Source organism: Pseudomonas trivialis (genome assembly GCF_036864995.1).
GTDB classification, from domain to species: Bacteria; Pseudomonadota; Gammaproteobacteria; order Pseudomonadales; family Pseudomonadaceae; genus Aquipseudomonas; species Aquipseudomonas trivialis.
In genome coordinates this window covers 173,975-196,130 of record NZ_CP142151.1, presented here as the reverse complement: position 1 = coordinate 196,130, position 22,156 = coordinate 173,975, and the positions used below count along the sequence as shown (strand labels likewise).

General features: G+C 58.0%; 15 protein-coding genes, 1 tRNA gene and 2 pseudogenes. 2 read left to right on the top strand and 16 right to left on the bottom strand.

Features of this window, described 5'->3' with window-relative positions; all coding sequences use genetic code 11:
* Positions 1 to 122 precede the first annotated feature (122 nt).
* A tRNA-Arg gene (locus tag VRB54_RS00845) sits at positions 123 to 199 on the top strand.
* A 48-nt stretch (positions 200 to 247) separates the two neighbouring features.
* Here VRB54_RS00845 and VRB54_RS00840 read toward each other — a convergent pair.
* Together VRB54_RS00840 and VRB54_RS00835 are read right to left on the bottom strand one after the other, a co-directional pair.
* Entirely contained in the window at positions 248 to 787 is a 540-nt protein-coding gene (locus VRB54_RS00840; protein ID WP_338479163.1) for a hypothetical protein, read from the bottom strand.
* A pseudogene (locus tag VRB54_RS00835) lies at positions 784 to 1,355 on the bottom strand (RNA polymerase sigma factor). Before VRB54_RS00835 ends, VRB54_RS00840 begins: the two are co-directional and overlap by 4 nt.
* 427 nt (positions 1,356 to 1,782) lie before the next feature.
* Here VRB54_RS00835 and VRB54_RS00830 point away from each other — a divergent pair.
* Positions 1,783 to 3,225, top strand: a complete 1,443-nt coding sequence (locus VRB54_RS00830; RefSeq protein ID WP_338479162.1) for a M10 family metallopeptidase C-terminal domain-containing protein — start codon at positions 1,783 to 1,785, stop codon at positions 3,223 to 3,225.
* 53 nt (positions 3,226 to 3,278) lie between these two features.
* Here the strand turns inward: VRB54_RS00830 and VRB54_RS00825 are convergent, their stop codons facing one another.
* From VRB54_RS00825 to VRB54_RS00765, 14 genes and pseudogenes are all read right to left on the bottom strand, one after another.
* Entirely contained in the window at positions 3,279 to 4,484 is a 1,206-nt protein-coding gene (locus VRB54_RS00825; RefSeq protein WP_338479161.1) for an ISL3 family transposase, read from the bottom strand.
* 108 nt (positions 4,485 to 4,592) lie between these two features.
* Complete coding sequence (locus VRB54_RS00820; protein ID WP_003238713.1) at positions 4,593 to 5,243, bottom strand: DUF799 domain-containing protein; 651 nt, start codon at positions 5,241 to 5,243, stop codon at positions 4,593 to 4,595.
* Complete coding sequence (locus VRB54_RS00815) at positions 5,240 to 5,602, bottom strand: DUF4810 domain-containing protein (RefSeq protein WP_338479160.1); 363 nt, start codon at positions 5,600 to 5,602, stop codon at positions 5,240 to 5,242. The genes VRB54_RS00820 and VRB54_RS00815 overlap by 4 nt, the downstream gene beginning before the upstream one ends.
* A gap of 29 nt (positions 5,603 to 5,631) precedes the next feature.
* Positions 5,632 to 6,312 (bottom strand): CsgG/HfaB family protein, encoded by a 681-nt coding sequence (locus tag VRB54_RS00810; protein ID WP_057009902.1) that lies wholly within the window; start codon positions 6,310 to 6,312, stop codon positions 5,632 to 5,634.
* A gap of 200 nt (positions 6,313 to 6,512) precedes the next feature.
* The gene (locus tag VRB54_RS00805; protein ID WP_060549824.1) at positions 6,513 to 7,205 is read right to left on the bottom strand and encodes a hypothetical protein; all 693 of its coding nucleotides are present in this window, start codon (positions 7,203 to 7,205) and stop codon (positions 6,513 to 6,515) included.
* A gap of 29 nt (positions 7,206 to 7,234) precedes the next feature.
* A pseudogene (locus VRB54_RS00800) lies at positions 7,235 to 7,907 on the bottom strand (hypothetical protein).
* Positions 7,908 to 8,215: 308 nt separating this feature from the next.
* A complete protein-coding gene (locus VRB54_RS00795; protein WP_338479159.1) occupies positions 8,216 to 8,605 on the bottom strand; it encodes a hypothetical protein in 390 nt (129 codons plus the stop codon).
* Positions 8,606 to 8,829: 224 nt separating this feature from the next.
* Positions 8,830 to 9,354 carry a hypothetical protein gene (locus VRB54_RS00790; protein WP_024673397.1) on the bottom strand — a complete coding sequence of 175 codons (525 nt, stop codon included), beginning with the start codon at positions 9,352 to 9,354 and terminating at the stop codon, positions 8,830 to 8,832.
* A gap of 271 nt (positions 9,355 to 9,625) precedes the next feature.
* Positions 9,626 to 10,180, bottom strand: coding sequence for a hypothetical protein (locus tag VRB54_RS00785; protein ID WP_338479158.1), 555 nt, complete (start codon positions 10,178 to 10,180; stop codon positions 9,626 to 9,628).
* A 319-nt stretch (positions 10,181 to 10,499) separates the two neighbouring features.
* On the bottom strand, positions 10,500 to 10,967 hold the full coding sequence (locus VRB54_RS00780) for an Imm6 family immunity protein (RefSeq protein ID WP_338479157.1): 468 nt from the start codon (positions 10,965 to 10,967) through the stop codon (positions 10,500 to 10,502).
* Positions 10,957 to 13,344 (bottom strand): VENN motif pre-toxin domain-containing protein, encoded by a 2,388-nt coding sequence (locus tag VRB54_RS00775; protein WP_338479156.1) that lies wholly within the window; start codon positions 13,342 to 13,344, stop codon positions 10,957 to 10,959. The genes VRB54_RS00780 and VRB54_RS00775 overlap by 11 nt, the downstream gene beginning before the upstream one ends.
* A 274-nt stretch (positions 13,345 to 13,618) precedes the next feature.
* Positions 13,619 to 14,056, bottom strand: coding sequence for a hypothetical protein (locus VRB54_RS00770; RefSeq protein ID WP_338479155.1), 438 nt, complete (start codon positions 14,054 to 14,056; stop codon positions 13,619 to 13,621).
* Positions 14,053 to 14,883: a VENN motif pre-toxin domain-containing protein gene (locus VRB54_RS24420; RefSeq protein WP_422396070.1), complete on the bottom strand. Its 831-nt coding sequence runs from the start codon at positions 14,881 to 14,883 to the stop codon at positions 14,053 to 14,055. Before VRB54_RS24420 ends, VRB54_RS00770 begins: the two co-directional genes overlap by 4 nt.
* Positions 14,880 to 22,073, bottom strand: coding sequence for a hemagglutinin repeat-containing protein (locus VRB54_RS00765; protein WP_422396069.1), 7,194 nt, complete (start codon positions 22,071 to 22,073; stop codon positions 14,880 to 14,882). Before VRB54_RS00765 ends, VRB54_RS24420 begins: the two co-directional genes overlap by 4 nt.
* Positions 22,074 to 22,156 lie beyond the last annotated feature (83 nt).

Genomic DNA, 22,156 nt, shown 5'->3' with positions numbered 1-22,156 from the left:
GTTCCACCCCATCGACCACCGGCCCCCGATGCAGAGCCCTGGCGGGAGGGTTTCCTACGATCCAGCGGCCAAACCCAGCATGGACGCCCAAGGTCGACATGGGTATGATGGCGCCCGCACAAGCATCCGTAGCTCAGCTGGATAGAGTACTGCCCTCCGAAGGCAGGGGTCGTGGGTTCGAATCCCGCCGGGTGCACCAGATATAGATGAAGAAGCCTCAGGTCGAAAGGTCTGGGGCTTTTTTACGTCAACGCCCTCGCAACCCCTCCAACAGCCCCGGCAAATCCTCCTGCGGAAACCGCTCATGCAACTCCAGCAGCTTCTCATCCGCCGCTCTGCTTGCCCCCGCTTCACGTAGCGCGACAATCTCCCGCAACCCCTCCTCCAACGTAGGCCCTGCCACCGGCGCACGTTTGCTAAGCCCTCTGACTGCAGATTGACCCACCATCGCCCCAGCACTCTCATCCCTGGGCGCCATCGCAATCCGAGCCATCGGTGCCTGCACAGAAAACGTAGCGGTAGATATTTCGTTATGCGCCACCGGCTCACGCATCACCACACCCACCATCAACGCCATCCCAGACACCGTGGCGAATGCCATTTGCCAGCGCGGTTGTTTACAGACGTCGCGCCAGCGTTGCCACATGCTCATCTGCGGCGCTGGGGCCTCACGTCGGGCGGTATCGAGGATGAAGGCGTCGAGGGCTGCAGGCGGTTCGCCTGGGCTGTGTTGGCGATAGTGCTGCAGCATGTCATCGGGATCCGGTTTGGCGCGTTTGTCGGTCATGCGGTGATCTCCTCGGCCAGCAGCCGGCGCAGTTTCTGCTGGGCGTAGCGCAGGCGGCTTTTGACGGTTTCCAGCGGGGCATTGGTGAGGGCGGCGATTTGCGGTACGTCGAGGTCGCCGTGCAGGCGCAGCAGGAAGACTTCGCGCTGGTCGTCGGGCAGGCCTTGCAGGGCGGCGTCGAGACGGGCCTGGTCGCGGCTCAGGCTCAGTTGCTGCTCGGGGCCGGCGTCGTGGTCGGGCTGGGCGTGCAGTTGTTCATCGTAGCTGTCGTGCAGTGGGCTGTGGATGCCGTGCTTGCGCCAATGATCGATCAGGCGGTTGCGGGCAATCTGGAACAGCCAGGTGCGAAAACTCGCGCGGCCCTGGGGCTGGGTGGTGCTGCGGATCAGGCTCAGCCAGGTTTCCTGATAGATCTCTTCGGCCAGTTCGGCCTTGTTGCACAGGGCCACGAGAAATCGGTATAGGCCTTGGCGATGACGCGCGTAGAGCGCTTCGAACGCGGCGGCGTCACCGGTTCGGTAGCGGTCAGCAGCGATTCGTCGCTGGGTGAGACAGCCGGGGTGGGCATGTGAGGGGCGGGCTCCTGTTGGTCGCGGCGTGTCAGTCAGGCAATTCAGTGAATGGCATACCGCTATCGGGAGCAAGCCCCCTCCCACACCGGATTGTGGAGGGCCGGCGGATTGGCTTAACCGAGTGTGTGAATGATTCGCTCACTTGGGTGAGACGCAGCAGTTCATCCGGTAGGTTCATTCGCCGGTCAATCTGGATAGATCCCACGGGCTGGGCGGCACGGCCAGCAGCGACGGGGCCGAGGGTTGAATTTGAATATTGCATAAACACTTTGCCCTCTGTCCAACCGTCCAAAAAAGTCTTGTTCGGACACATAACCAGCTTTGGAAACTCTTTCCCGGGCTGGCAGTTTTACCCCCTGCACAGGGAATCTGCGGCGTCGTTCAAGTAAGGAAAGGTGACAGTACCCAGCGGAAAATACCATCGTGAGAATAGATTTCAGCGCGCCCTTTTATGCCTATCAACCGTACGTTCAACCCGCTCTGCGACCTTTCAATCGGTGGCTTGGGACGCTCTTTCGGCCATTTCTCCAGCCGTTCATTCCACACCGCTATGTGCGCAAGCCGCTACTACCCTATGTGCAGCCGAATCACCACCCAGACCCTCCAACCAGCAGTACTCGCAACGCCAACTACGACCAGACCCTGCGCCGGAACGACCCGCACGCGGCTAGGATCCACAAGCGCTCGCTCGACAAGCAGCAAGCCGTGGAGCAACTCACCCGGGACACGGACAAGTGGCATGACCGGGATCGGAACGGCAAGACTGAAATTGCCTATACCTTCAACACCCATGCGCGACACTTCAACGAAGCTCAAAAGCAGGACGCCCGACGCTCCATGCAATCCTGGAGTGATGTCGCCAACCTGGAGTTCACTCAGAGCGATCGCCAGACAGAAGGTCGATTGAGCTTCGGCATTTCCAGACACGTCGGCACTGCAGTGGGCTTTTTCCCCGGGCACTTCTGGAACAGCGGCAATACGCTTTACAACCCAAGCCGAGTGACACGCCACGATCTGACCCACGAAATTGGTCACACACTGGGTCTGACTCATCCGGGCCATTACGACGGTTGGAGCGGGGCAAAGGCGCCTCGCCACGTACAGGACTCCAGAGCGCATAGCGTCATGAGTTACTTTGACGCCGAACACTGCGGCAAACAGCTTGTAGAACGGCCGAAAGCGCCAATGATGGACGACATCAGCGCCGTGCAAAAAAGGTACGGGGCCAATCATCACATTCGTCGGGAAGACAACACCTACGGCTTCAATTCCAATAGCGGCAGGGATTACTACTCCCTTCGAAATTACCGGGACAGCGCCGCATTCTGCATCTGGGATGGCGGGGGCAACGACACGCTGGATGTCTCGGGTTACGGCAACGACCAGGTCATCAACCTCAGGGCGGGTTCGTTCTCCGATGTGGGGGGCTTGCGAGGCAATGTTTCCATCGCGCGCGACTGCACCATTGAAAATGCCGTCGGCGGTTCCGGCCATGACACCTTGATCGGTAACGACGCTGCTAACCGGCTCACGGGCCGGAGCGGTGCGGACCGGCTGCGCGGCGGCCGAGGCGCCGACACGTTCGTCTATGAACGCGCCAGCGATTCCACGCCTGAGGCACCGGATGAAATCATGGACCTCACTACCGGCGTCGACAAAATGGACCTGCGCAGCCTGGAGAACGAGGCCAATACACACCTCAACCTCGTCACTGCCTTCACCGGGCGCGCCGGCGAAACCATCGTCAGTTTCGACCCGGCTATCAATCGCTATTTCGTCGCCATCGACCTGACCGGCACAGGCAAGCCAGGGTTCCGGGTGAACAGCCTGCAATTGATCAAGCCCAAGGACATCCTGGTGAAATGAACCGTAAAAGCCTGCGCTGACCAGGCGGCCAGGCAGGGCTTTTAAAAGGTTCTTCACGGATTACCGGGAAAGACGCTCTTGATCTTCATGAAAAAGAATTCGCTATCCCGGTAACCGTACGCCATCCGCTTGATGACCTTTATTCGATTGTTTATTCCTTCCAACTGACCCGTATGCATCGGCCAGCGAACCCGGCTGACGATGCCCCGCCAGTAACCCTTTAGCCGTTTGGCAAACTGGATCAGAGGTGGTATCTCGCTTTCATGAGCATGATGCAGCCATTGCTGCCAGGCTGATCGCCAGCCCCAGGCGCTGCTAGGTGCCCAAAGCGTTTTGAGTTCAGCCTTCATTAGATAGACTGTCATCAATGCTTGGTTGGCCGCCAGCAGGTCCTTTAAACGTACCTGTTGCTCCGGCGTTTTCAGGTTCTGCGGGTTGCGTAGCAACAGCCATCGCGCTTGCTTGATGACCTTTCGGGCAGGCTTGTCATGGCGTAGCCGATTAGCTTCATCGACGCGGACCCGATCAATCACCTCTCGGCCATATTTGGCCACCACATGAAAGAGGTCGTACACCACTCGCGCTCTCGGGCAGTGTTGACGGACCTCCAGGTCAAAAGCGGTATTCATGTCCATCGCAACCGCTTCGATTCGAGCACATCCCTCTGGCCCCAGCTCTTCGAAAAAGGGCCGAACCGCCGCCCGGCTACGGCCTTCGCCGATCCATAGCACTCGTCGTGTATCGGCATCCAACACCACACTGGCGTAGCGATGCCCTTTGAACAGCGCGAATTCATCCATCACCAGGCGTCGTGGTTGCGCCTTCGGCAGCGTGGCCAACGCCGCCTGTAAGGCTCGACGCTCCAGCAACCGAACGGTGTCCCAATGCAGCCCAAACATCTGGGCCACGTGCAGGGTGGGAAGTCGCTCGCAGGCTTGAATGACCGCATCGGCCAAGCGACGCGTCATGCGGGCATAGCGATCCAGCCAACTGACGGCCTCCATGCGTTTGCCACAGTCGCGGCAACCAACACGCCTGAGCAAAACGCTGAGGCGCACCGCACGACCGAGAATGGGTAGATCACGAATCACTCGCTCGCAATACTCATGAGTGGTTGAACAGGTTTTTTGGCACCCTCCGCAGGAAGGGAAGCGGGTGGTGTGGGGTGTGAGATCGATCTGGAGACCGTCACCATCAGGCTTGATGTTGACGACAGAAAAGCCCTCCCAAAAAGGAAGGAAAGTATTAATATCGCGCATAAGAACGCCGGTTTGTTAGATGTGTTTGCTCGCACGAACATCATCAATCAAATCGGCGTTCTTGTTTCTGTCTTTCCCGGGATTCCGTGAAGAACCTTTTAAAACACCTCAGTCGGTGCCGTATTTCGGATTACGCGGGCCGTACAGAATGCCGGTGCGTTGCCCTGCCGACAGCAGGCGAGCGCTGGTAATCCCGGCAATCGGGTGCGCCGCATCGGTGGAGCTGTTGATCACCTGCTTGACCGCCGCCGTGATCAGCATGCCCACCAAGCCGCCGCCGTTGTTGTTGCCTTCCTCGCTGGACGCACGCGCCGCACCGGTCCACAGGGTGGTGCCGGTACGCAGGTCGACCAGTTTGGCCGAGGCCGTCACGGAGGTGTCGCTGGAGATCAGCATGTACTTGGTGCCGTACTCGCTGACCGTGATGTACAACGCTGCGTCGGCACCAAAGATGTCATGCAGTTTGGTGGGCGGCACGGCCTGGATATCGTTGGCGGTGGTCAGGCCGTTCTGGCGGAAGGTTTCGTCCACCAGCGCGATCGGCAACACGTAGTAGCCGGCTTCGGCCAACGGGTACGTCACCTGCGACACCAGGCTGTAGGAAGCCTGCACTTCCGGCGACTCGTTGATCGGCGGCAGCACCAGGATCGACTTGGGCCGCGCCTGTTTGTAGGCCGTGTAATCAATGGTTTTGGGCGCCGCGCAACCGCCGAGCAAAGCCAGGGCCAGCAAGGCGCCGGTGAGTTTCAAGAGGTTCATTTGAGGGCGACTCCGGCCTTGGCGTTTTTCAGCAGAAAGTCCATGTAAGCGGCGGACTCAGGGAACAAGGCCTTCTCGGTGCGAAATTCCTGCACCATCTGGTCATCCTTGCCCATGCTCAGGTACAGCATGCCCAAGTGGGCGTGGTAGCCCGGCGGCGCCTTGCGGCCACTAGCGTTGATCTTCTGCAGATCGCGCTCCAGTGCCTCGACTTGCGCCTCCTTGGGCTCGCCCTTGAAGTACTCGTAAACCTGCGGCTGGTAGCTTTCCCATTGATACAGGGGCTGGGGCGCCGTCTGGCACCCGGCGACCGCTGCGATTGCTGTCAGCATCAGCGCCAACTTCACTGCCTTGCTCATCCGTGTACTGCTCCTTGTGGTGTGGCTGATCAGTTGCGCGGGTTCCAGGCGCCGGCGTTGATGCCGTCGACCAGGCGGTTGATCGCTTCGCGCATGGCCAGGTCCAGCACCTTGCCATTGAGGGTGGAGTCGTAGCTGGCAGTGCCGCCGAAGCCGATCACTTCACGGTTGGACAGCGCGTACTCACCGGCGCCCTGGGTGGAATACACCACTTCGGACGTGCTGATGTTGACGATATTCAGTGCGACTTTGGCGTAGGCCACCTGGGTTTTGCCACGGCCAAGAATGCCGAACAGCTGGCGGTCGCCGGTCTCTTTGCGACCGAACTCGGTTACATCGCCGGTCACTACGTAGTCAGCGCCCTTGAGCTTCTGCACGGTGCCTTTGATCGCGGCTTCCTGGGAGATTTCGCCCATGTTGTCGCGGTCCAGCACGTTGAAGCGGTTGGTCTGTTGCAGGTGGGTGATGAGGATGGTCTTGGCCTGGCCACCAAGGCGGTCGACGCCATCGGAGAAGATGCCGCGCATGTAGCTGGAGCGGTTATCGAACTTGCCCACGGCAATCGGCACGCGCACGCCAGAATAGGCGATCTTGGCGCTGGCGACCTGCTCCACCGGCATCGCGCGGTTGCTCTCGGTGGCGCAACCGGCCACGGTCAACAGCGCTGCGGCGGTGAGGCCAGACAGCAGGATTTTGGAGAGTGTCTTCACGTGTTGCTCCTGAAATGGAAAATCGGCAGAGCTGAGGCCTGCGGCGATTCCGGGAGGAGTAACACGTGCGTCTGCATTCATCCCTGAATCTGTAGTGCCGCAACGGCTGGCGCATTTTACGGAGTTAAGGGGGTTCTCAAGTTGTTTCGCGCGGATATGTGAACCCTGCACAACCTGCAGAACATGAAGTTCCATTAGGCTTACTTGAGCTCCTTCACCAGATACTGGCCGGAGATCTGCGTGATCCCGGTCAGCGCCCGGCGCAAGGCCTCGGGATCGGTGCGGTAGGTCAGCGGCGTGTAGCCATACACATTCTGGCCATTGAACGGCGTGATGGTCTCAAACGTGCGCCAGATCATCTGGTCGCCACGGTCCATCTGCGCAATCACCGAAATGGTCGGGTAGATCACGCTGCTGAAACCCTGGGTCAGGCGAAACCCCCACTCGGTCACCGTCAACTGAATCTGCGCATCGGCGGGCTCATCGTCACCCACCACCTTGAGCGTTGACGTCTTGCCCAGCGCATCGACAAAGCCCTGCTTGAGCAACACACCCACGTCGATGTTTTCGGCGTCCATCACCGTCAATATCGCCGCCGGCGTCGACATTTCAGCCAACTGCCCAAGCTTCATGCCGGCGGCAAACCCGGCACCGCTCAACGCTGCAGTCCCCACCCTGGACGCCCCGCTCGCCATGCCCACACCGGCACCCAGCCCGGCCCCCAGCGCCGCGCCCCAGGCTTGTTCACGACCGAAGTACACCATATTCTTGCCCCACTTCACGGGCAGCACTTTCACGGTTTTAACCTGCGCGCGGTTTTCCGGTGTGAGCGGATGGCTGACGCAGCCGCCGAGGATGAGGGTGGTGAGGAGAATGAGGAGGAGGTTTTTCACGGCAGTCCCTTGGTGTTTTGGGTGTTTATTCAACTCTTCAATGCTGGCAAAGACAGCACTTCATCGTACTGTGGCCAGTCTTCCCTTGCGCGCTTTAGCACACCTTGCATCAACCCGTCCAACTCAGGCACTGGTTGCTCGGACGGCAATTGGTCAAAGGGCGCGGCCAGCAGCGGATGATCAATCTTCTGCGGATTGGCTAAACCTTCCCACTGGCGCAGGCGCAGGATATAGAGAATTTCCACCGGCACGCGCTCCAAGTGCCAGTCCTGATTGAAGTCGTAGGAATTCTTCTGGCTCTCTTTGCCGGTTTGCCAAGTGTGGCGGTCACACGCGGCCAACAGGCAGGGCATCAGGTCGTCGGGGCTGGGAGTGCGCCACTTGGCCAACAAGGCTTCGTAGATGGGTTCGTCGTAAGCATAAGCAGGCCATTGATGTGAGACATCGCCCACCCAATCGGCAAACACACGCAGCATAAAGGCTTGGGCGCGGCGGTGTTGCTCTTCGTACTCAATCACTAATTGATGCCCACGGTTGAGAGCCGCATGGGTGAGATAGCCCTGATGGATGACGGCATCCTTCCAGCCTAGGATCGCCATGGCGGCCATCATATTGGTGGCGGTTTGGATGCTGTAGTTTTGGCGGCGTCGATCATTGCCTGCCGCTTTGGCAAATGTCGAACTGGCCCGCCCAGAAGAACAACTGCCAAATTCCTACTTGGTAATAGCGCAGCCGATGGGCCAATTCTAGAAGCCATTGCGGGTTATCTGGTGCGGTTGCCATTACCTTGTGGGCTCGTGTGACGGCCATCCATTCGGAGCTACTACGCGTAACGTTGTCACTATTCGGTACAGGCATTGATGGCTTCGCAAATGCATCGCCGCGCTCAACATATTCACGGATGCCATTAAACTCGTAGTCATCTGAGACATATGGCCCCTTGGCTATGCGCCCCAGTACACTTTTGTAGGAGGGCCACTTCGGGTTTACGCCCGAGCGCTCGCACTGAATTACTTCTTGGTCCATGGTTCCACCTTAAATTCTGCTACACCTGTTTTACTGGCGGCGGGAACACCGACTTTGACTGTTACACCTTGAACTTTGGTTTTTCCTGAATCCAACGCCGCTTGCAAAGCATCGCGTAAAGCAGGATCAGAGTCTGCAACTAATCTACTACCAAGCCACCCCTCCAACCGCGTCCTCGGGCCCCCATGCGGCGTACCGGCCTTACTCACACCATTCACCGAAAACTTCGCATCCATCACCACCACGGTAATCGTATCGCCATTGATCGCCACCGCGCAGCCATCGCAGCCGTGGTTGCTACTGTTTTGCAGAGGTTTGAAGTTGAGGCCGGTCTTCTCGTTAAGGGTTTGCAGGGCCAGTTGCTCGCCCAACACCCCATCATTTACAAGCGAACCGGTCTTCCAATTGGGAAGGTGCGACAGCGGGATACTTTCAAATGTCTGCCCAAAGAGGTCTTCAACCGAACTGAGCTTGGGGGGGCTTATTGCATCAGGGATAACCTGGCCCGTCCCTTTTGCACCATTTCTAAACGCATAATTATTGTTTAGTCTCTGGCAGTGGTTTTAATGGCGCGGACACATCCTGTGCGCTCTTTAAACTACGACTGCCAGAATGTCAGACAGACGCCATATTCATCGAGAAGATCGTCAGCAATTTCAAACTGAAATACCTTCTCTGGAAAGGCATCGGATAACGCGCGCTTCCAATATCTAGTGATCTGTTCAGCAAATAAATGACAAAGACGATAATCTTCTTCCGACAGGCCCACTTTAAATACGGGTCGGCCCGGTGCATCCTCCCACTTTGAAAAGAACTGATTTATTGAAAAAATATTTCTGTATCGTTCAACGTCTCTACGCGATGTACTTTGTTCCAACATACTAGATTCGGTCTCAACCAGCCCGTTCAAATGAAATTTTTGCGGATCGTATTGCTGAGCGTTAGGCAGCCAGAAAATGTGACCACTGACCTCAATAAAATCAGGAGAGAGCAAACCTAGAACAGAAATTGCCTGTTCTAATGAAACCAAGTGCCCTACATATGAAAAAAACTCCCCGGAGCCAATATCTGAAACAAACAGATTCAACGACTCTTTAGAAATATTACCCTGATAAACTTTCATCATTTCAACCCTAAGCTATCAAGAACCGACTGAGGAACATTTCCCTCAAAAGCTTTTGTATCACTTCCCTTCTTGGGGAAATATGTTCTCTTAATTGGAGGAGCGACATCCCCCTTAATAAGACGATCAACATATCTCTGAACCGCAGGTAATGAAACACAATTTTGACTGCTAATAGCAGGATCACCTTGTAATGCTTTTTGAATGATCTCTGGCGTTACATCTGCCCCTTTAGAAACCAAAGGCCCCTGCACTGTCGCTTTTGCACCGACTAGCTAGAATAGGAAGACATCAGGGCCTTTGCGATTACACATTCCGCGGTGCAACCTGATGCCAGCTCGGCCAACTCACCCATCGAGATCAAATTTGCGTTTAAATACTCGTAAAAACCCTCTTGAACCTCTGATTTTTTCATAGCAACAACGCCAAATTCCTCATATGCGCTTTCAAAGGCAACCCATTTGCACGCGCTATCGCATAGAACTATTGGATAACCAACCGCTCCATCAAAAAAATCTTCAAACTTTTTACTCAACCAACGAGCGTCTTTCTCTATATCGCTTCCATCGAAAGAAAAACAAGAGTTCCCTAATCGTTCACCTCCTGAAAACTTTACAATTACATCCGACTTAAAGCTGGAAACGCTATTCGATACCAATCCCGAAAAAATTTCAAAAAAGCAGAGCAATGGTCTCTCAAAAAACCAAAACAAAAACCCACCACCAACAAAAAAATTTAGCGGCAAGTCTTTATTAAAATTTATGACACCTGACAGCTTATCAAGAAAAGAATTTAAATCTTTATCTTCAACTTTCAAAACAGCCATGACTACTCTCCTGAAAACCTGATTTTCGCAGTTGGTTTTTTTCACCCCGTCTGTAGTCAACGACGCGGAAGGTTGCCCTGTGGACGTTGAAGATGGATAGAGTCGATAGGTCTTCTCTCCATTAGTTAACACAGTAACTGAGCCATCCTGAGAAATTGTCTTTTTATAGCCATTAGACTCAAGGGTCTTTATGGCGCTGCCCTGAGTAATGTTGACCTCTATCTGTCCTGCACTATTCCGCGTAACCTTCGGCAAAAACTCAATCGATGTTGCTTTTGCACCTTATCTCTGTGATCTGACACTTAAAAGTAGAACCATATCAACGCTTAGCTTTAGCCGACAGATAAGAGTTCAACACATCAGACAAGCCTACCCGCTCAATATAATCAACAATATATACAGCAGAGCTCTCGTCAGCCTCACATATCGGCTCAGACATTTGCTCTTGTAGTCCTGCAGTTTTATAGGCCCTATTAGCAAAAAAACCGACCACCAACAAAATCAAAATCAAACTATTTTGCTCTACACTTTCAGATGCGAAATTTCCTTCTGCCAACGGTCCGCTCTGCATCTCATCGGAGTCTAGGTAATATGCTAACTCATCAGCACTGAGCCCTCGATCAGACAACCATTGCCAACATCTATCAACTGCCTCCTGACACTTTTCTTGCGTACCACTCGCCGAGTCAAGATTACGTAGCGCATAATCAAGCAACAAAAGAAAAATTGAGGCTTTCTTTATCCACCTCATACTGTCAATGAGATTAAGAGCTTCTTTATTGTCCATTAACTATTTTCCCACCTTTAACTAGGACTGTTAGACGATTTGGCATTGCTGCGCCTCCCTCCGCGGTAACTCTTAGCAGGAGGGTAGGATAGCGCTCGCTGAATTGTTTAACCACCCCATTCAGGTCACTATTACCAGTTAAGCCTGCGCTACACTTATTGCAGATACCACTTGCATTAGAAACTTTCACATCCACAACGCGACCATCTAACTGGACAGATGTTAATCCTTGCCTGTCAATTTTATTAGCCACATTATTAAATAGATCTTCTTCCGCATGCCGAGTAAATAACGGATTATTATAAGGTGACTTGATCGCTCTTGCCTCTCCGTATAGTTCATCTAGGCTTGGCAGCCCAGAATTGCGACGCAGTACTGGTGAAAGGCCTTCGACAACCTCAGATTCAAACCCAGGAATATCTGTTCGAGCGACACCTATTGTGTTCCCATCTGGCAAATTATATTTTGCTCTAGTTAAAGCCAAGTCATCTGCAGTAGCAAGTTCAAAAAACTTCGCTGTATCTTTTGCACCCGCGAAATCCGCATCGTTAGCAGCAGCCTTACCAGCATCTACAAAGCCAGGTTCTCCAGAAACCAGCCCTGAAGGCGTTGCTTTCGCGCCCCCCAACTCTACTCGAGCAGCAACCTTAGCCGTGACCTTCTCCGCCAGCAAGGCGCCACCCTTCACAAGCCCACCGCCAACTGAAAGGACCGCAGCCATATCGCTGATCAGCCTCCCAGTTTCAACCCCGGCTTGGTAAGAACCACTGGCCCCGGCTTCTTCATACTGCGCTTGCAGTCGGTTTATGCGATCAATATACGGCTGCTTGACCGCGTCCCAAACACCGCCGCTCTCCACTACAGATTTCAGCGCCGCATAGGTCTCCTTGAGGCTGCCTGCAGTGTGCACGATGCCGTCAACAGTGTCGTTCAGCCCCAGAACAGCACCAGCGGCAGCACCGACTGTAAAACTCGCATCCTGCGCGATGTCGATCGCTGTCCACTTCGTTGCTGTGCCTGTACTGCAGACCAACGTCGGACACTCCCCCATTTCCTTGTCTCTCTGAGCCTTCTGCGCCTTGCTCAGGTAGTTGTTCTGGACGGCATTAGTGCCCGCTTGCGCGCCGGTCACCGCCCCACTCAGGTCACCGCCCGCAACCCCCCCAGCCAGTCCTGCCGCCAAGCCGGACAGCGCAACCACCGTCTCTCTCTGCTCCTGCGTCAGATCCGCCGTTTTAGTGTTTGGGTACAGTTGGTGGGCGATCAGTTCGCCCGTCGCTGCCCCGGCACCGCCTGCCAGCGCCGAGTTGCCTTGGACCTGTGCCACCACCGCACCCAATACGGCATGGACCATGGTATTGAGCGCAGTGTTATCTCCAGTCGTTTTCTTGATGACTTGCGCCACGTACGGCGCTGATGCACCCGCAATGGCTGAACCGATATCGCCCCCAACCAGCCCTTGCAATGCCGCTGTTACGGCCTGAGCTACGCGTGGGTAGTCACCGCCCACGCCGTAGTCAGCCATGACTTTTTTGTACGCATCGCTGGCAGCGATTTGTTCCGGCGTCGGCTGATCATTGCCTTTCCCGGCCAGTTCTTTGCGACCCGCCTCTTTGGCGTTGAGTTCGCCTTGTGTGTGCACAATGTCAACGGTTTGAGCACCAATATCCGCAATTAACTGCACCTGCCGCAGGCGTTTCTGCTCTTTCTCCTTATCGAAAATCGGGCTGATGCTGCCGTTGGCGTGTTCGACGTCGTGGCTGAGCGTAGCGACGTCCTGCTGTTGTTTGGCAGGGTCGCGGATGTCGAGGGTGCCGTTGGAGATGGCCGAAGAGGTAGTGCCGCTATCGCTGTCGCCGTGGTTGAAGGCGATCAGGGTGCCGGTGGGCATGTTGCTGATGAAGGCGCCGGAGCCATCACTGCCCGTGCTGACGCTGGCGCTTTGCAGTTTGCTGCTGTACTCGGCCTTGTTCTTCAACACGCTCCAGCCGAGGGTGCCGGTGCTCAAACGGTTTTTGTCCGGCGTGGCGGTGCTGGCGATCACGCTGCCGTCGAGTTGGGTGTGGTTGCCCACGTCGACCTGGTAACCGCCCTTGCCGGCGAACAGGCCGGTTTGCTCCTGCACGCTTTGGTATTTGGAGTCGAGCTTGCTTTTGCTGACGCTGAGGTTGGCGCTGCCGCCTGAACCGATGATGGCGTAGCTGACGCCGGCGCTCGCATCGGTCTGCCTGGACTTGTAGTTGTCGCTGTCTTGCAGACTTTGCAGCGTGAGGTCGCGGCCGACGGTGGCGGCGATTTTGTCTGCGCTGACTTGCGCGCCTTTGAGGACAGTGTCTCGTCCGCTGATCAGGCTGACCTGGTTGCGGCCGTCCAGCAAAATAGGGGGCTGACCACTATTCTTCTACAAAAAATAAATCATATTTTTAAAGAGCAACTCTGATGAACTCTAAAAAACGCAAAAACGTGGTCTGACCCCTATTCCACTATTCCACACTCCGATAGCCAGAGTAAGTTTTGACGTAAATAAATTCCTTGTTGACTCCTGCATCCGCCCAGGCTGTTTTCACGACATCGTTCATCTGGATTCCTCAGGGTCAGCCCCTACTCCCCAAAACCTGACCTTAACTCCCTTACCTCAGAAGAGGAGCTGGCTACTTCAAACCCAACGTTAGTCTAGACAAAACATCTTTTTTATCAAACTGAAAATGTAGAGTGTAGCTGCCCATCTCATATTTCACCCAGCGATCAATATAACCAAGTAGCATATCCAGCTTACCCCCACCCAAAGATGAAGGCGTGCCTAATAGATGAATCACTTTTGATTCTGAACTATCAGGAGGAACTGGCAACTGCCCCTTAAATATTGAAAACCCTTCATCCGCCCTAGTATAAAAAACGACCTGATCTACTCTGTTGTTTTCTAACAAGAGAAGAATACCCGAGCTAAAAAATGAGTAATATCTTCTATCGCCTAGAACACCTTCTTCAAAATTAGGCAACTCATTAAGAGTTTGAGTAAGGCGAACAAATTTACTATCCGCCTCCGAGCACCCTAATACTTCAACAAAACCATCCCACGTCAGCATCACTTAATCACCCCCGTCTGACGATTTCTATCAACAATTTTCTTTATTGCTTCATCAACTAGCTTGGGATCATAACCTCGCTCTAGCATGTTAATCCTCAACGCATCTGTATCACGACATACTGCACCACAAAGATCCATTGAATCTTGCTGAACCTGAGCTGCTGTATTCTTCCCACCATAGGTTGGCCCAGCCTGGTGAACATCTTTCGGAACTTCCACAGCGGTGGCATTTTGATATAGCATTTTTTCTTCTGCTGGAGTCAGTTTTCTGCCCAACTCATTTTCCTTCGCTTTTCTCAAAGCGGAGAAAGACGGAATGTGATCATGCTCTAATCCGTCTCCAACAACTTCCCCTTTTTTAAGATCCTTATATGATCCGACATCAAGAGGCTTAACATTCTGAATCTCATTGCTGGCGTTGCTAATCAGCTTCGATGCTTCGCTGAGATCGCCTCTACTCAGCGCTTTCCTTGCCATTTTCAGGGTAGCAGCAGCAACCCGCTCACCCGGTATAAGAGCCGCTGATGCCTCCAAATAGTCAAGCGCACTTTCTGCTTCTACAACACTTTTGATTGTACCAACCACCGGCACAAAATCAGCTCCCTGCAATAGGGTAGCTTTCAGTTCCTCACGTCGCTGATCATACATCTTGACCGAGCAGGCCTCCGCGCTCATCCCGGCACAATTTTCTTTTTTATACTGCTCGTTTTGTGCTTCGACACGATCTCCAGCCAATTGCTGAGGTGTCTTGCCTGCCGCGAGTGCTTCAGCAAGGTCACTGAGCGCGTTGTTCTCTACTGCATTGCTTCCCGCTTGCGCCCCGGTCACCGCCCCACTGAGGTCACCACCAGCAACCCCCCAGCCAACCCTGCGGCCAAGCCGGACAGCGCAACCACCGTCTCTCTCTGCTCCTGCGTCAGATCCGCCGTTTTAGTGTTTGGGTACAGTTGGTGGGCGATCAGTTCGCCCGTCGCTGCCCCGGCACCGCCTGCCAGCGCCGAGTTGCCTTGGACCTGTGCCACCACCGCACCCAATACGGCATGGACCATGGTATTGAGCGCAGTGTTATCTCCAGTCGTTTTCCTGATGACTTGCGCCACGTACGGCGCTGATGCACCCGCAATGGCTGAACCGATATCGCCCCCAACCAGCCCTTGCAATGCCGCTGTTACGGCCTGAGCTACGCGTGGGTAGTCACCGCCCACGCCGTAGTCAGCCATGACTTTTTTGTACGCATCGCTGGCAGCGATTTGTTCCGGCGTCGGCTGATCATTGCCTTTCCCGGCCAGTTCTTTGCGACCCGCCTCTTTGGCGTTGAGTTCGCCTTGTGTGTGCACAATGTCAACGGTTTGAGCACCAATATCCGCAATTAACTGCACCTGCCGCAGGCGTTTCTGCTCTTTCTCCTTATCGAAAATCGGGCTGATGCTGCCGTTGGCGTGTTCGACGTCGTGGCTGAGCGTAGCGACGTCCTGCTGTTGTTTGGCAGGGTCGCGGATGTCGAGGGTGCCGTTGGAGATGGCCGAAGAGGTAGTGCCGCTATCGCTGTCGCCGTGGTTGAAGGCGATCAGGGTGCCGGTGGGCATGTTGCTGATGAAGGCGCCGGAGCCATCACTGCCCGTGCTGACGCTGGCGCTTTGCAGTTTGCTGCTGTACTCGGCCTTGTTCTTCAACACGCTCCAGCCGAGGGTGCCGGTGCTCAAACGGTTTTTGTCCGGCGTGGCGGTGCTGGCGATCACGCTGCCGTCGAGTTGGGTGTGGTTGCCCACGTCGACCTGGTAACCGCCCTTGCCGGCGAACAGGCCGGTTTGCTCCTGCACGCTTTGGTATTTGGAGTCGAGCTTGCTTTTGCTGACGCTGAGGTTGGCGCTGCCGCCTGAACCGATGATGGCGTAGCTGACGCCGGCGCTCGCATCGGTCTGCCTGGACTTGTAGTTGTCGCTGTCTTGCAGACTTTGCAGCGTGAGGTCGCGGCCGACGGTGGCGGCGATTTTGTCTGCGCTGACTTGCGCGCCTTTGAGGGTCGTGTCGCGCCCGCTGGCCAGGTTGATCTGGTTGCCGGCGTCCAGTGTGGTCTCGGTCCAGGTGGTGCCGTTGCCTTTTTCGTTGCCTGTGCCTTTGTTGGCATTGGCGAAGATACTCAGCCCGCCGCCGTCGGAGCCTACGCCCAGGCTGATGCCCACCGCCCCACCGCTGCTCTTGTTGTTGCCCTCGAGCTTCTGGTCGTTGGCTGCCGCTTCCAGGCGAATGTCGCGCTCGGCGGCCAGTTGCATCCGGTTGCCGGCCTGCAGCTTGCTGCCTTGCACACGAATATCACCCGCGTCCCCGGGCGTGCCGTTGCCGTCGGCCACGATGGTGAGGTTGTTGCCGGCGGTGAGGCTACTGCCCTGGCTGAGGGTTTGTTCCTGAGTCTGTTTGGACTCGGACTTTTGTGAGCCCAGGGAGAGGCTGATGCCCACGAACTGCGCGACGTTTCCGCCGTTGATGCCCCCGTCCTTCTGCGCCGCCTGCCACGCCTGCACACCGGTCAAGCCGGCCTTCACGCCTTGCAGCGCCGACAGGCGGGTGTCGTCCTCGTTCCTGGCCTGTTTGGCGGTCTGGTAGGCGCTGTCCACCGCGCTGCCCACGGTGCCGGACAACGCCAGGGTCAAGCCGCTGGATTTGCTCTTGGCGGTCTGCTCACTGCGGTTGTTGTTCTCGGATGCCAGGATGCTGACATTCTGCCCGGCCAGGCTGATGTCCTTGCCGGCCACCACGTCGGAGCCACGTACGGTCAGGTCCTTGCCGGCCTGGATGTTCACGCTGCCCAGCACGCTGCCAACATTGCTGGCGCGGGTGGTTTCGGTGCTGCTGGTGGTGGTGTTTTTGTTGCTGCTGGAGCCTAGCGTGACGCCGATACCGCCGGTGCTCAGCAAGCCCGATTTTTTGACCGAGGACGAATGGCTCTGCTCGAAGCTTTCGGTGGCGCCGTCGATCAATACGTTGCGCCCGGCCTGCACGCTTGTGGCGTGGGTGGACACCACATCGCTGGCCGTGGTGCCGATGTCTCGACCGGCACGCACCACCACCGTGTCGCCGCTGATGGAAGAGCCTTGCTGGGCGATTTGATTGCTGCTGTCGATGCGTGTCTTCTGGCTGCTGGAGAGCAACCCGCTGCTGGTCTTGGTTTTGCGGTAATAGCTGTAGTCGCTGTTCTGCGCGGCGTTCAACGCCAAGTCATTGCCCGCGTACAGGTACGCTTGCTGGCCGGCACTCGCGCGGCTGGCCGTGGCGGTCAGGTCGTTGCCGGCGCTCAGGGACAGGTCGCCACCGGCCACCAGCGAGGTGCCCACCTGTTGAACGTGGTCCTCTTTGCTGGTGACCTTCTTCGAATTGGATGCCGAATGCTGCTCGTTGGTGACCGCGCCAAGGTTCACATTGCCCGTCGCCGCCATCGCCAAATCACGCGTGGCATTGAGCTGACTGCCCACCGCGCTGATATCGCGCCCCGCCACCACATGCAGATCCCGGCCCGCCTCGACCACCGAGCCCTGCTGGGCCAGGGTGCTGAAGCTCGAGCGGCTACCGATGTTGCCGCTGTTCAGGGTGTGCGAAGCGGTGACGTTGACGTCGCCCTTGGCCTGGACGATGGTGTCGGCGCCGCTCTTGAGTGCGCCGCCGACGTTGTTGATGTTGCCGCCCGCTTGCAGGGTGAGCGCGTTGGCCGACTCAATGCGCGCGGCGTTGTCGACGAAGTCGCTGCGCTCGGTGCGGTAGCCGCTGGCGCTTTGGTGAGTGGTGACGGTGCGCTGGTTGAGCAGGTCGGCGCCGGCGGCGAGGTTGACGTCGCGGCCGGCAAGAATACCGCCGGCACGGTTGCTGAGGGTATTGCCGCTGAGCAGGTCGAGGCGCCCGCCGGCTTGCATCAGGCCGCTGTTGGTGAGGTTGCCGCCGGCGCTGGCGAGCAGGCTGCTGGTGGCGCGCAGGGTACCGACGTTGTTGAGGTCGGCGCCGGCCATCAGGCTCAGATCGTTGCCGGAGATCAGTGCGCCGTTGGGCGCCAGGCGATTGCTGGCCTGGGCCAGGTACAGCACGGGCACCAGCACTTGTTGGCCGGCAACGGTGGCGTTTTCCAGCCAGACGATGTCATGGGTCAGCGCCGCGACCTGCTCGGCGGTGAGGCTGACGCCCACGGCCAGGTTGAGCGCGGTTTTGCTGGCGACGGCGTTGTCCATCAGGCGCTGGTACAGGGCGGCGTCGCTGGTCAGGCCATCGATGAACCGCTGGCCGGTACGGGCAAGCACGGCTTGCTGGATCAAGCGTTGTTCGTAGAAACCGTCACCCAGGCGCTTTTGTGCCAAGTCCGGGTTGAAGCCCAGCTTGGCCAGCAGGTAATCCGAACCCAGGAACTGACGCATGTCGGTCAGCGCCGGGTTGGTTTCGATCAAGTACTTTTGCGGGTTGGCCGCGAACTGGCTGCTGGGCAGGCCGCTGGCGCCGGTGCCGTCGTTGAGGTGGAACAGGCCGTTCTGCCCGGTGGGCAAGCCAAAGCCCGGCAGGCCGAGGGGGTTGACCTGTTGCTGGGCGACGTCCGGCGGCAGTTGCGGGTTGAGGCTGACCAGGGTCGAGTAGCCCGGCGCGCGAGTGTCGGTTTTGACGCCGCTGCCCACGTAGGTGTAGCCGCCGCGCACCACGCTGTTGTCGATGCCGGCCTGGGCTTTCACATTGACGGTGCCGCCGGCCTGGATCACCGCTGCGTAACGCTGGTCGGAAGGCGCCAGCTCGGTGGTTTTGAGGGGCACCCACTCGCGCTCCATGGTGCCGATAAAGGCAGCCATGGCGGCCTCGACGCCGCTCATGTTGTTGGGGTCGTAATTCGCCCCGCCGATGGAATAACGCTGGTTGAACGCGGCCGCAGGCTCGGCCCATATTTCCGGGTGACGGCTGCGCTCGGAGGCAAAAATACGTTCGCTGAGGGTGTCGTGGGTCACCAGGCCCACGTTGTTCAACTGGTTGACGACAGCGGTCAGGTTGCCGCCGGCGGCGATGCTACTGCTGCTGTTGAGCAGCTCGCCACCGGTCAGCAGCATGTTGCCGCCCGAGGTGATGCTGGACGCCGCGCTGGCTTGCGTCACGATCAAGTGCTCACGCTGGGCAATCAGGTACGGGCGGTTTTCCTTGCCGCCGTCACAGTCGCCGCCCGTGACATTGAAGATGCACGCGGTGGGCGTGATGGAAGCGCTGTAGATGCCCGATTCACTGGTGAGCAGCGTGCGGATGTTCTGAAGGGTGCTGGCGGCGAGGGTCAGGTTGGCGTCGGTCTGGATCGTCGAGGAACTGTTGACGATGCTGTCGGCCAGGCCGCCCTGGCCGTCGCGGTCGATGCGCAGGTTGCCCAGGGCGTAAATGTTGGCGGCAAGGTTTTTCAGGCGCTCGACGCGCAGGCTCATGTCACCGCCGCTGAAGATCAGGCCATTGTCATTGAGCAGGCTGGCGGCGGTGACGGTCGTGGCCCCGCCGCTGCCGAGGGTGCCGAGGTTGTTGACGGCTGCGGCGCGCAGGCTGAGGTCGGTGGCGGCGGTCATGCGGCCGCTGTTGTTGAGCGTGCCGCCCAGGGTGAGGTCGAGGGTGCCGTTACTGGCCACGGCGCCGGCGGTGGTCCAGTCCTGGCCGCTGCCCACCAGCCGGGTGCCGGCCAGCAGTTTGCCGCTGGCGGTCTGGTTGAGGGTGCCGACGTTGACGGTCAGGCGCTCGGCCTGGATCGTGCTGCTGTTGGTCCAACGGGCTTTGTCGAGGGTCAGGTCGCCGTGGCTGACCAGGCTGCCGCCGACCTCATCGAGGTTGATGCCGCTGAGGTCGAACACGCCGCTGCCCACATGCAGCACGCTGCCGCCGGTGTTCTGGAACGAGCCGGCAGCGAGGCTCAACTCGTTGTTGGCCGCTTCCAGAGCGCCGCTGTTGCTCAACAGGCCGCCGATGACGTAACGCGTTCGACCGGCGCTGCCCAGTGCCCGCATCTGGCCGCTGTTGCTCAGGCTGGCGGCGCTCACATCCAGCGTGGTGGCGCTCTCGATCAGGCTGCGGTTGTTGAGTGCGCCGCGCAGGCTGACGTCGATGGCCTGCCCGGCGATCTGCCCAGCGTTGTCAACATCGCCGCCACGCAACGACACACGATTGCCGGCGAACACCGCGCCGATGCCGTTGCTGAACTGGCCGGCGTCGATCAGCACATCCCCGGCTCTGGACGACAGTCGACCAGCGTTGTTGTCCAGGCTGCCGGCGCTGAGGGTGAGGCCGGCGTTTTCGCTGTGGATCAAACCGTTACTGCCGTTCTGCAGCAGGCCGCTGGTGGTGACCGTCACGCCGTCGTTGGCGGCCAGGGTGCCGTTGTTCTGATTGTCGAGACTATTGGCGAACAGGCTCAGCAGGCCCTGGCTCGCGAGCTTGCCGCCCTGGTTGTCAACATGGCCGGCGCGCTGGATCAGCAGCGGCCCGGCGCTGGCCAGTTTGCCGTTGCGGTTGATCAGGTCACCGAGCAGGTCGAGGGTAATGGCCGCGCCACTGGTGAAGCTGCCGGCGCTGTTGTCCAGGGCCTGGCCGTGCAGCGCGATGGCGCCGCTGCTGTCGATCGAGCCGCCGGCGCTGTTGTCGAGCAAGCCGCTGACGTTGAGGGCTTGCGCGCCGTCGCTGGAGATCATGCCGGCGTGGCGATTGTCGAGCTGGGCCGTGTTGACCACCAGCGCGTTATCGCTGAGCAGACGGCCCTGGTTCTGGTTATCCACAGCCGCCGCGTTCACGGTCAGCGCCTGTTTGGCGCTGAGGGTGCCGCCCTGGTTATTCAGGGTTTGCGCGGCCGCGGCGGTGAGCGCGCGGTTGGCGATCAGCGTGCCGGTGTTGTTGATGCGCTGGGCGTTAAGGGTGACGTCGCCGTTGGCATTGCGGGTGTTGTCGGCGTTGACCCCGGCTTCGACGATGCCGTTGTTGGTCAACTGGCCGTTGCTGGCCAGGCTGATGCTGTCGCGGGCGGCGAGGGTTTTGCTGTTTTTCAGCTCGCCGCGGGTTTGCGCCTTGAGCGTGCTACCGGCGTAGACCGCGCCTTTGGTCTCAAGGCTGGCTGCGTTGATGTTCACCGCGCCGCTGGCCGCCGCCTGGGCCATGCTCAAGTGGCCGTTGGCATCCAGCTGGATGTCGCCGCCGCTGGCGGCCAGCGTGCCGTCGAGCTTCACGCCCACGCCGGCTTCGGTGCCCACCAGCTTGATCGCGCCGGCATACATGCCACCCAGGGCCGACGAGTCGATGGCCAGCTCCGGCTTGGCGCTGCCGTCATCGGCGCGCGGGGTGGCGTTTAAGGTTTTGGCGTCGACGTCATTGCGCCCGGCAATGACGTTCAGCTCGCGTGCACTGATCTGCGCGTTGATTTTGGCGGTACGGGTGATGATCTCGAAACGGTCGACATTGCTCGCGTTCAGGCCCTGACCGTCGATGGTCACCGCGCCGCCGTCGACCTGATAGCGCTGCAACTGGCCGCTGGCATCGAGCACCGGCTTGCCGGTGGTCAGCGTCACGTTCGGCGTGTTGATGAAGCCGCAGCCGCTGCAGGTAACGCCATACGGGTTGGCCACGATCACCTTGGCCGACTGCCCCGCCACCTCGGTGTAACCGCGCAACTGGCTGGGGCTGCCGCCGTTGACCTCGTTGAGAATCACATTGGCCGCGCCGGCCTTGAGGTTAGGGTTGCCGACAATGATCCCGCCCAACTGCGTGTTCTGCAGCGGCGCGCTGGCATTGTTGAGGATCACCCCATTGGGGCCGACGTTGTAGTCGCTGAACTGGTTATGGGACAGGCCGCTGCCATTGGGCGTGGCGATATTCACCACCGGCACGCCATTGCCCGCCTGGCCGACCGTAGTGCCGGGGCCGTTCACCACAATCCCCTCGGCCTGGGCCAGCAACGGCTGCCAGAACAGCACGTTGGCCAGGATCAAAGCCAAGCCACGTTGGCACAGGCGTTTCAGGGCAAAAGCGGGGCGAGCGTCCATATTCAAAATCTCAAGGCGACGGAGCGATAGAGACTGTTCGATCCGTCGAAACTTATTGGGTGGCACACAGGCATCGAACTTGC

Bases quoted from the DNA above. Each gene is read 5' to 3' on its own strand.
- VRB54_RS00840 (WP_338479163.1), bottom strand. From the start codon at position 787: ATGACCGACAAACGCGCCAAACCGGATCCCGATGACATGCTGCAGCAC.
- VRB54_RS00825 (WP_338479161.1), bottom strand. From the start codon at position 4,484: ATGCGCGATATTAATACTTTCCTTCCTTTTTGGGAGGGCTTTTCTGTC.
- VRB54_RS00820 (WP_003238713.1), bottom strand. From the start codon at position 5,243: ATGAACCTCTTGAAACTCACCGGCGCCTTGCTGGCCCTGGCTTTGCTC.
- VRB54_RS00815 (WP_338479160.1), bottom strand. From the start codon at position 5,602: ATGAGCAAGGCAGTGAAGTTGGCGCTGATGCTGACAGCAATCGCAGCG.
- VRB54_RS00790 (WP_024673397.1), bottom strand. From the start codon at position 9,354: ATGAAAGTTTATCAGGGTAATATTTCTAAAGAGTCGTTGAATCTGTTT.
- VRB54_RS00785 (WP_338479158.1), bottom strand. From the start codon at position 10,180: ATGGCTGTTTTGAAAGTTGAAGATAAAGATTTAAATTCTTTTCTTGAT.
- VRB54_RS00780 (WP_338479157.1), bottom strand. From the start codon at position 10,967: ATGGACAATAAAGAAGCTCTTAATCTCATTGACAGTATGAGGTGGATA.
- VRB54_RS00765 (WP_422396069.1), bottom strand. From the start codon at position 22,073: ATGGACGCTCGCCCCGCTTTTGCCCTGAAACGCCTGTGCCAACGTGGC.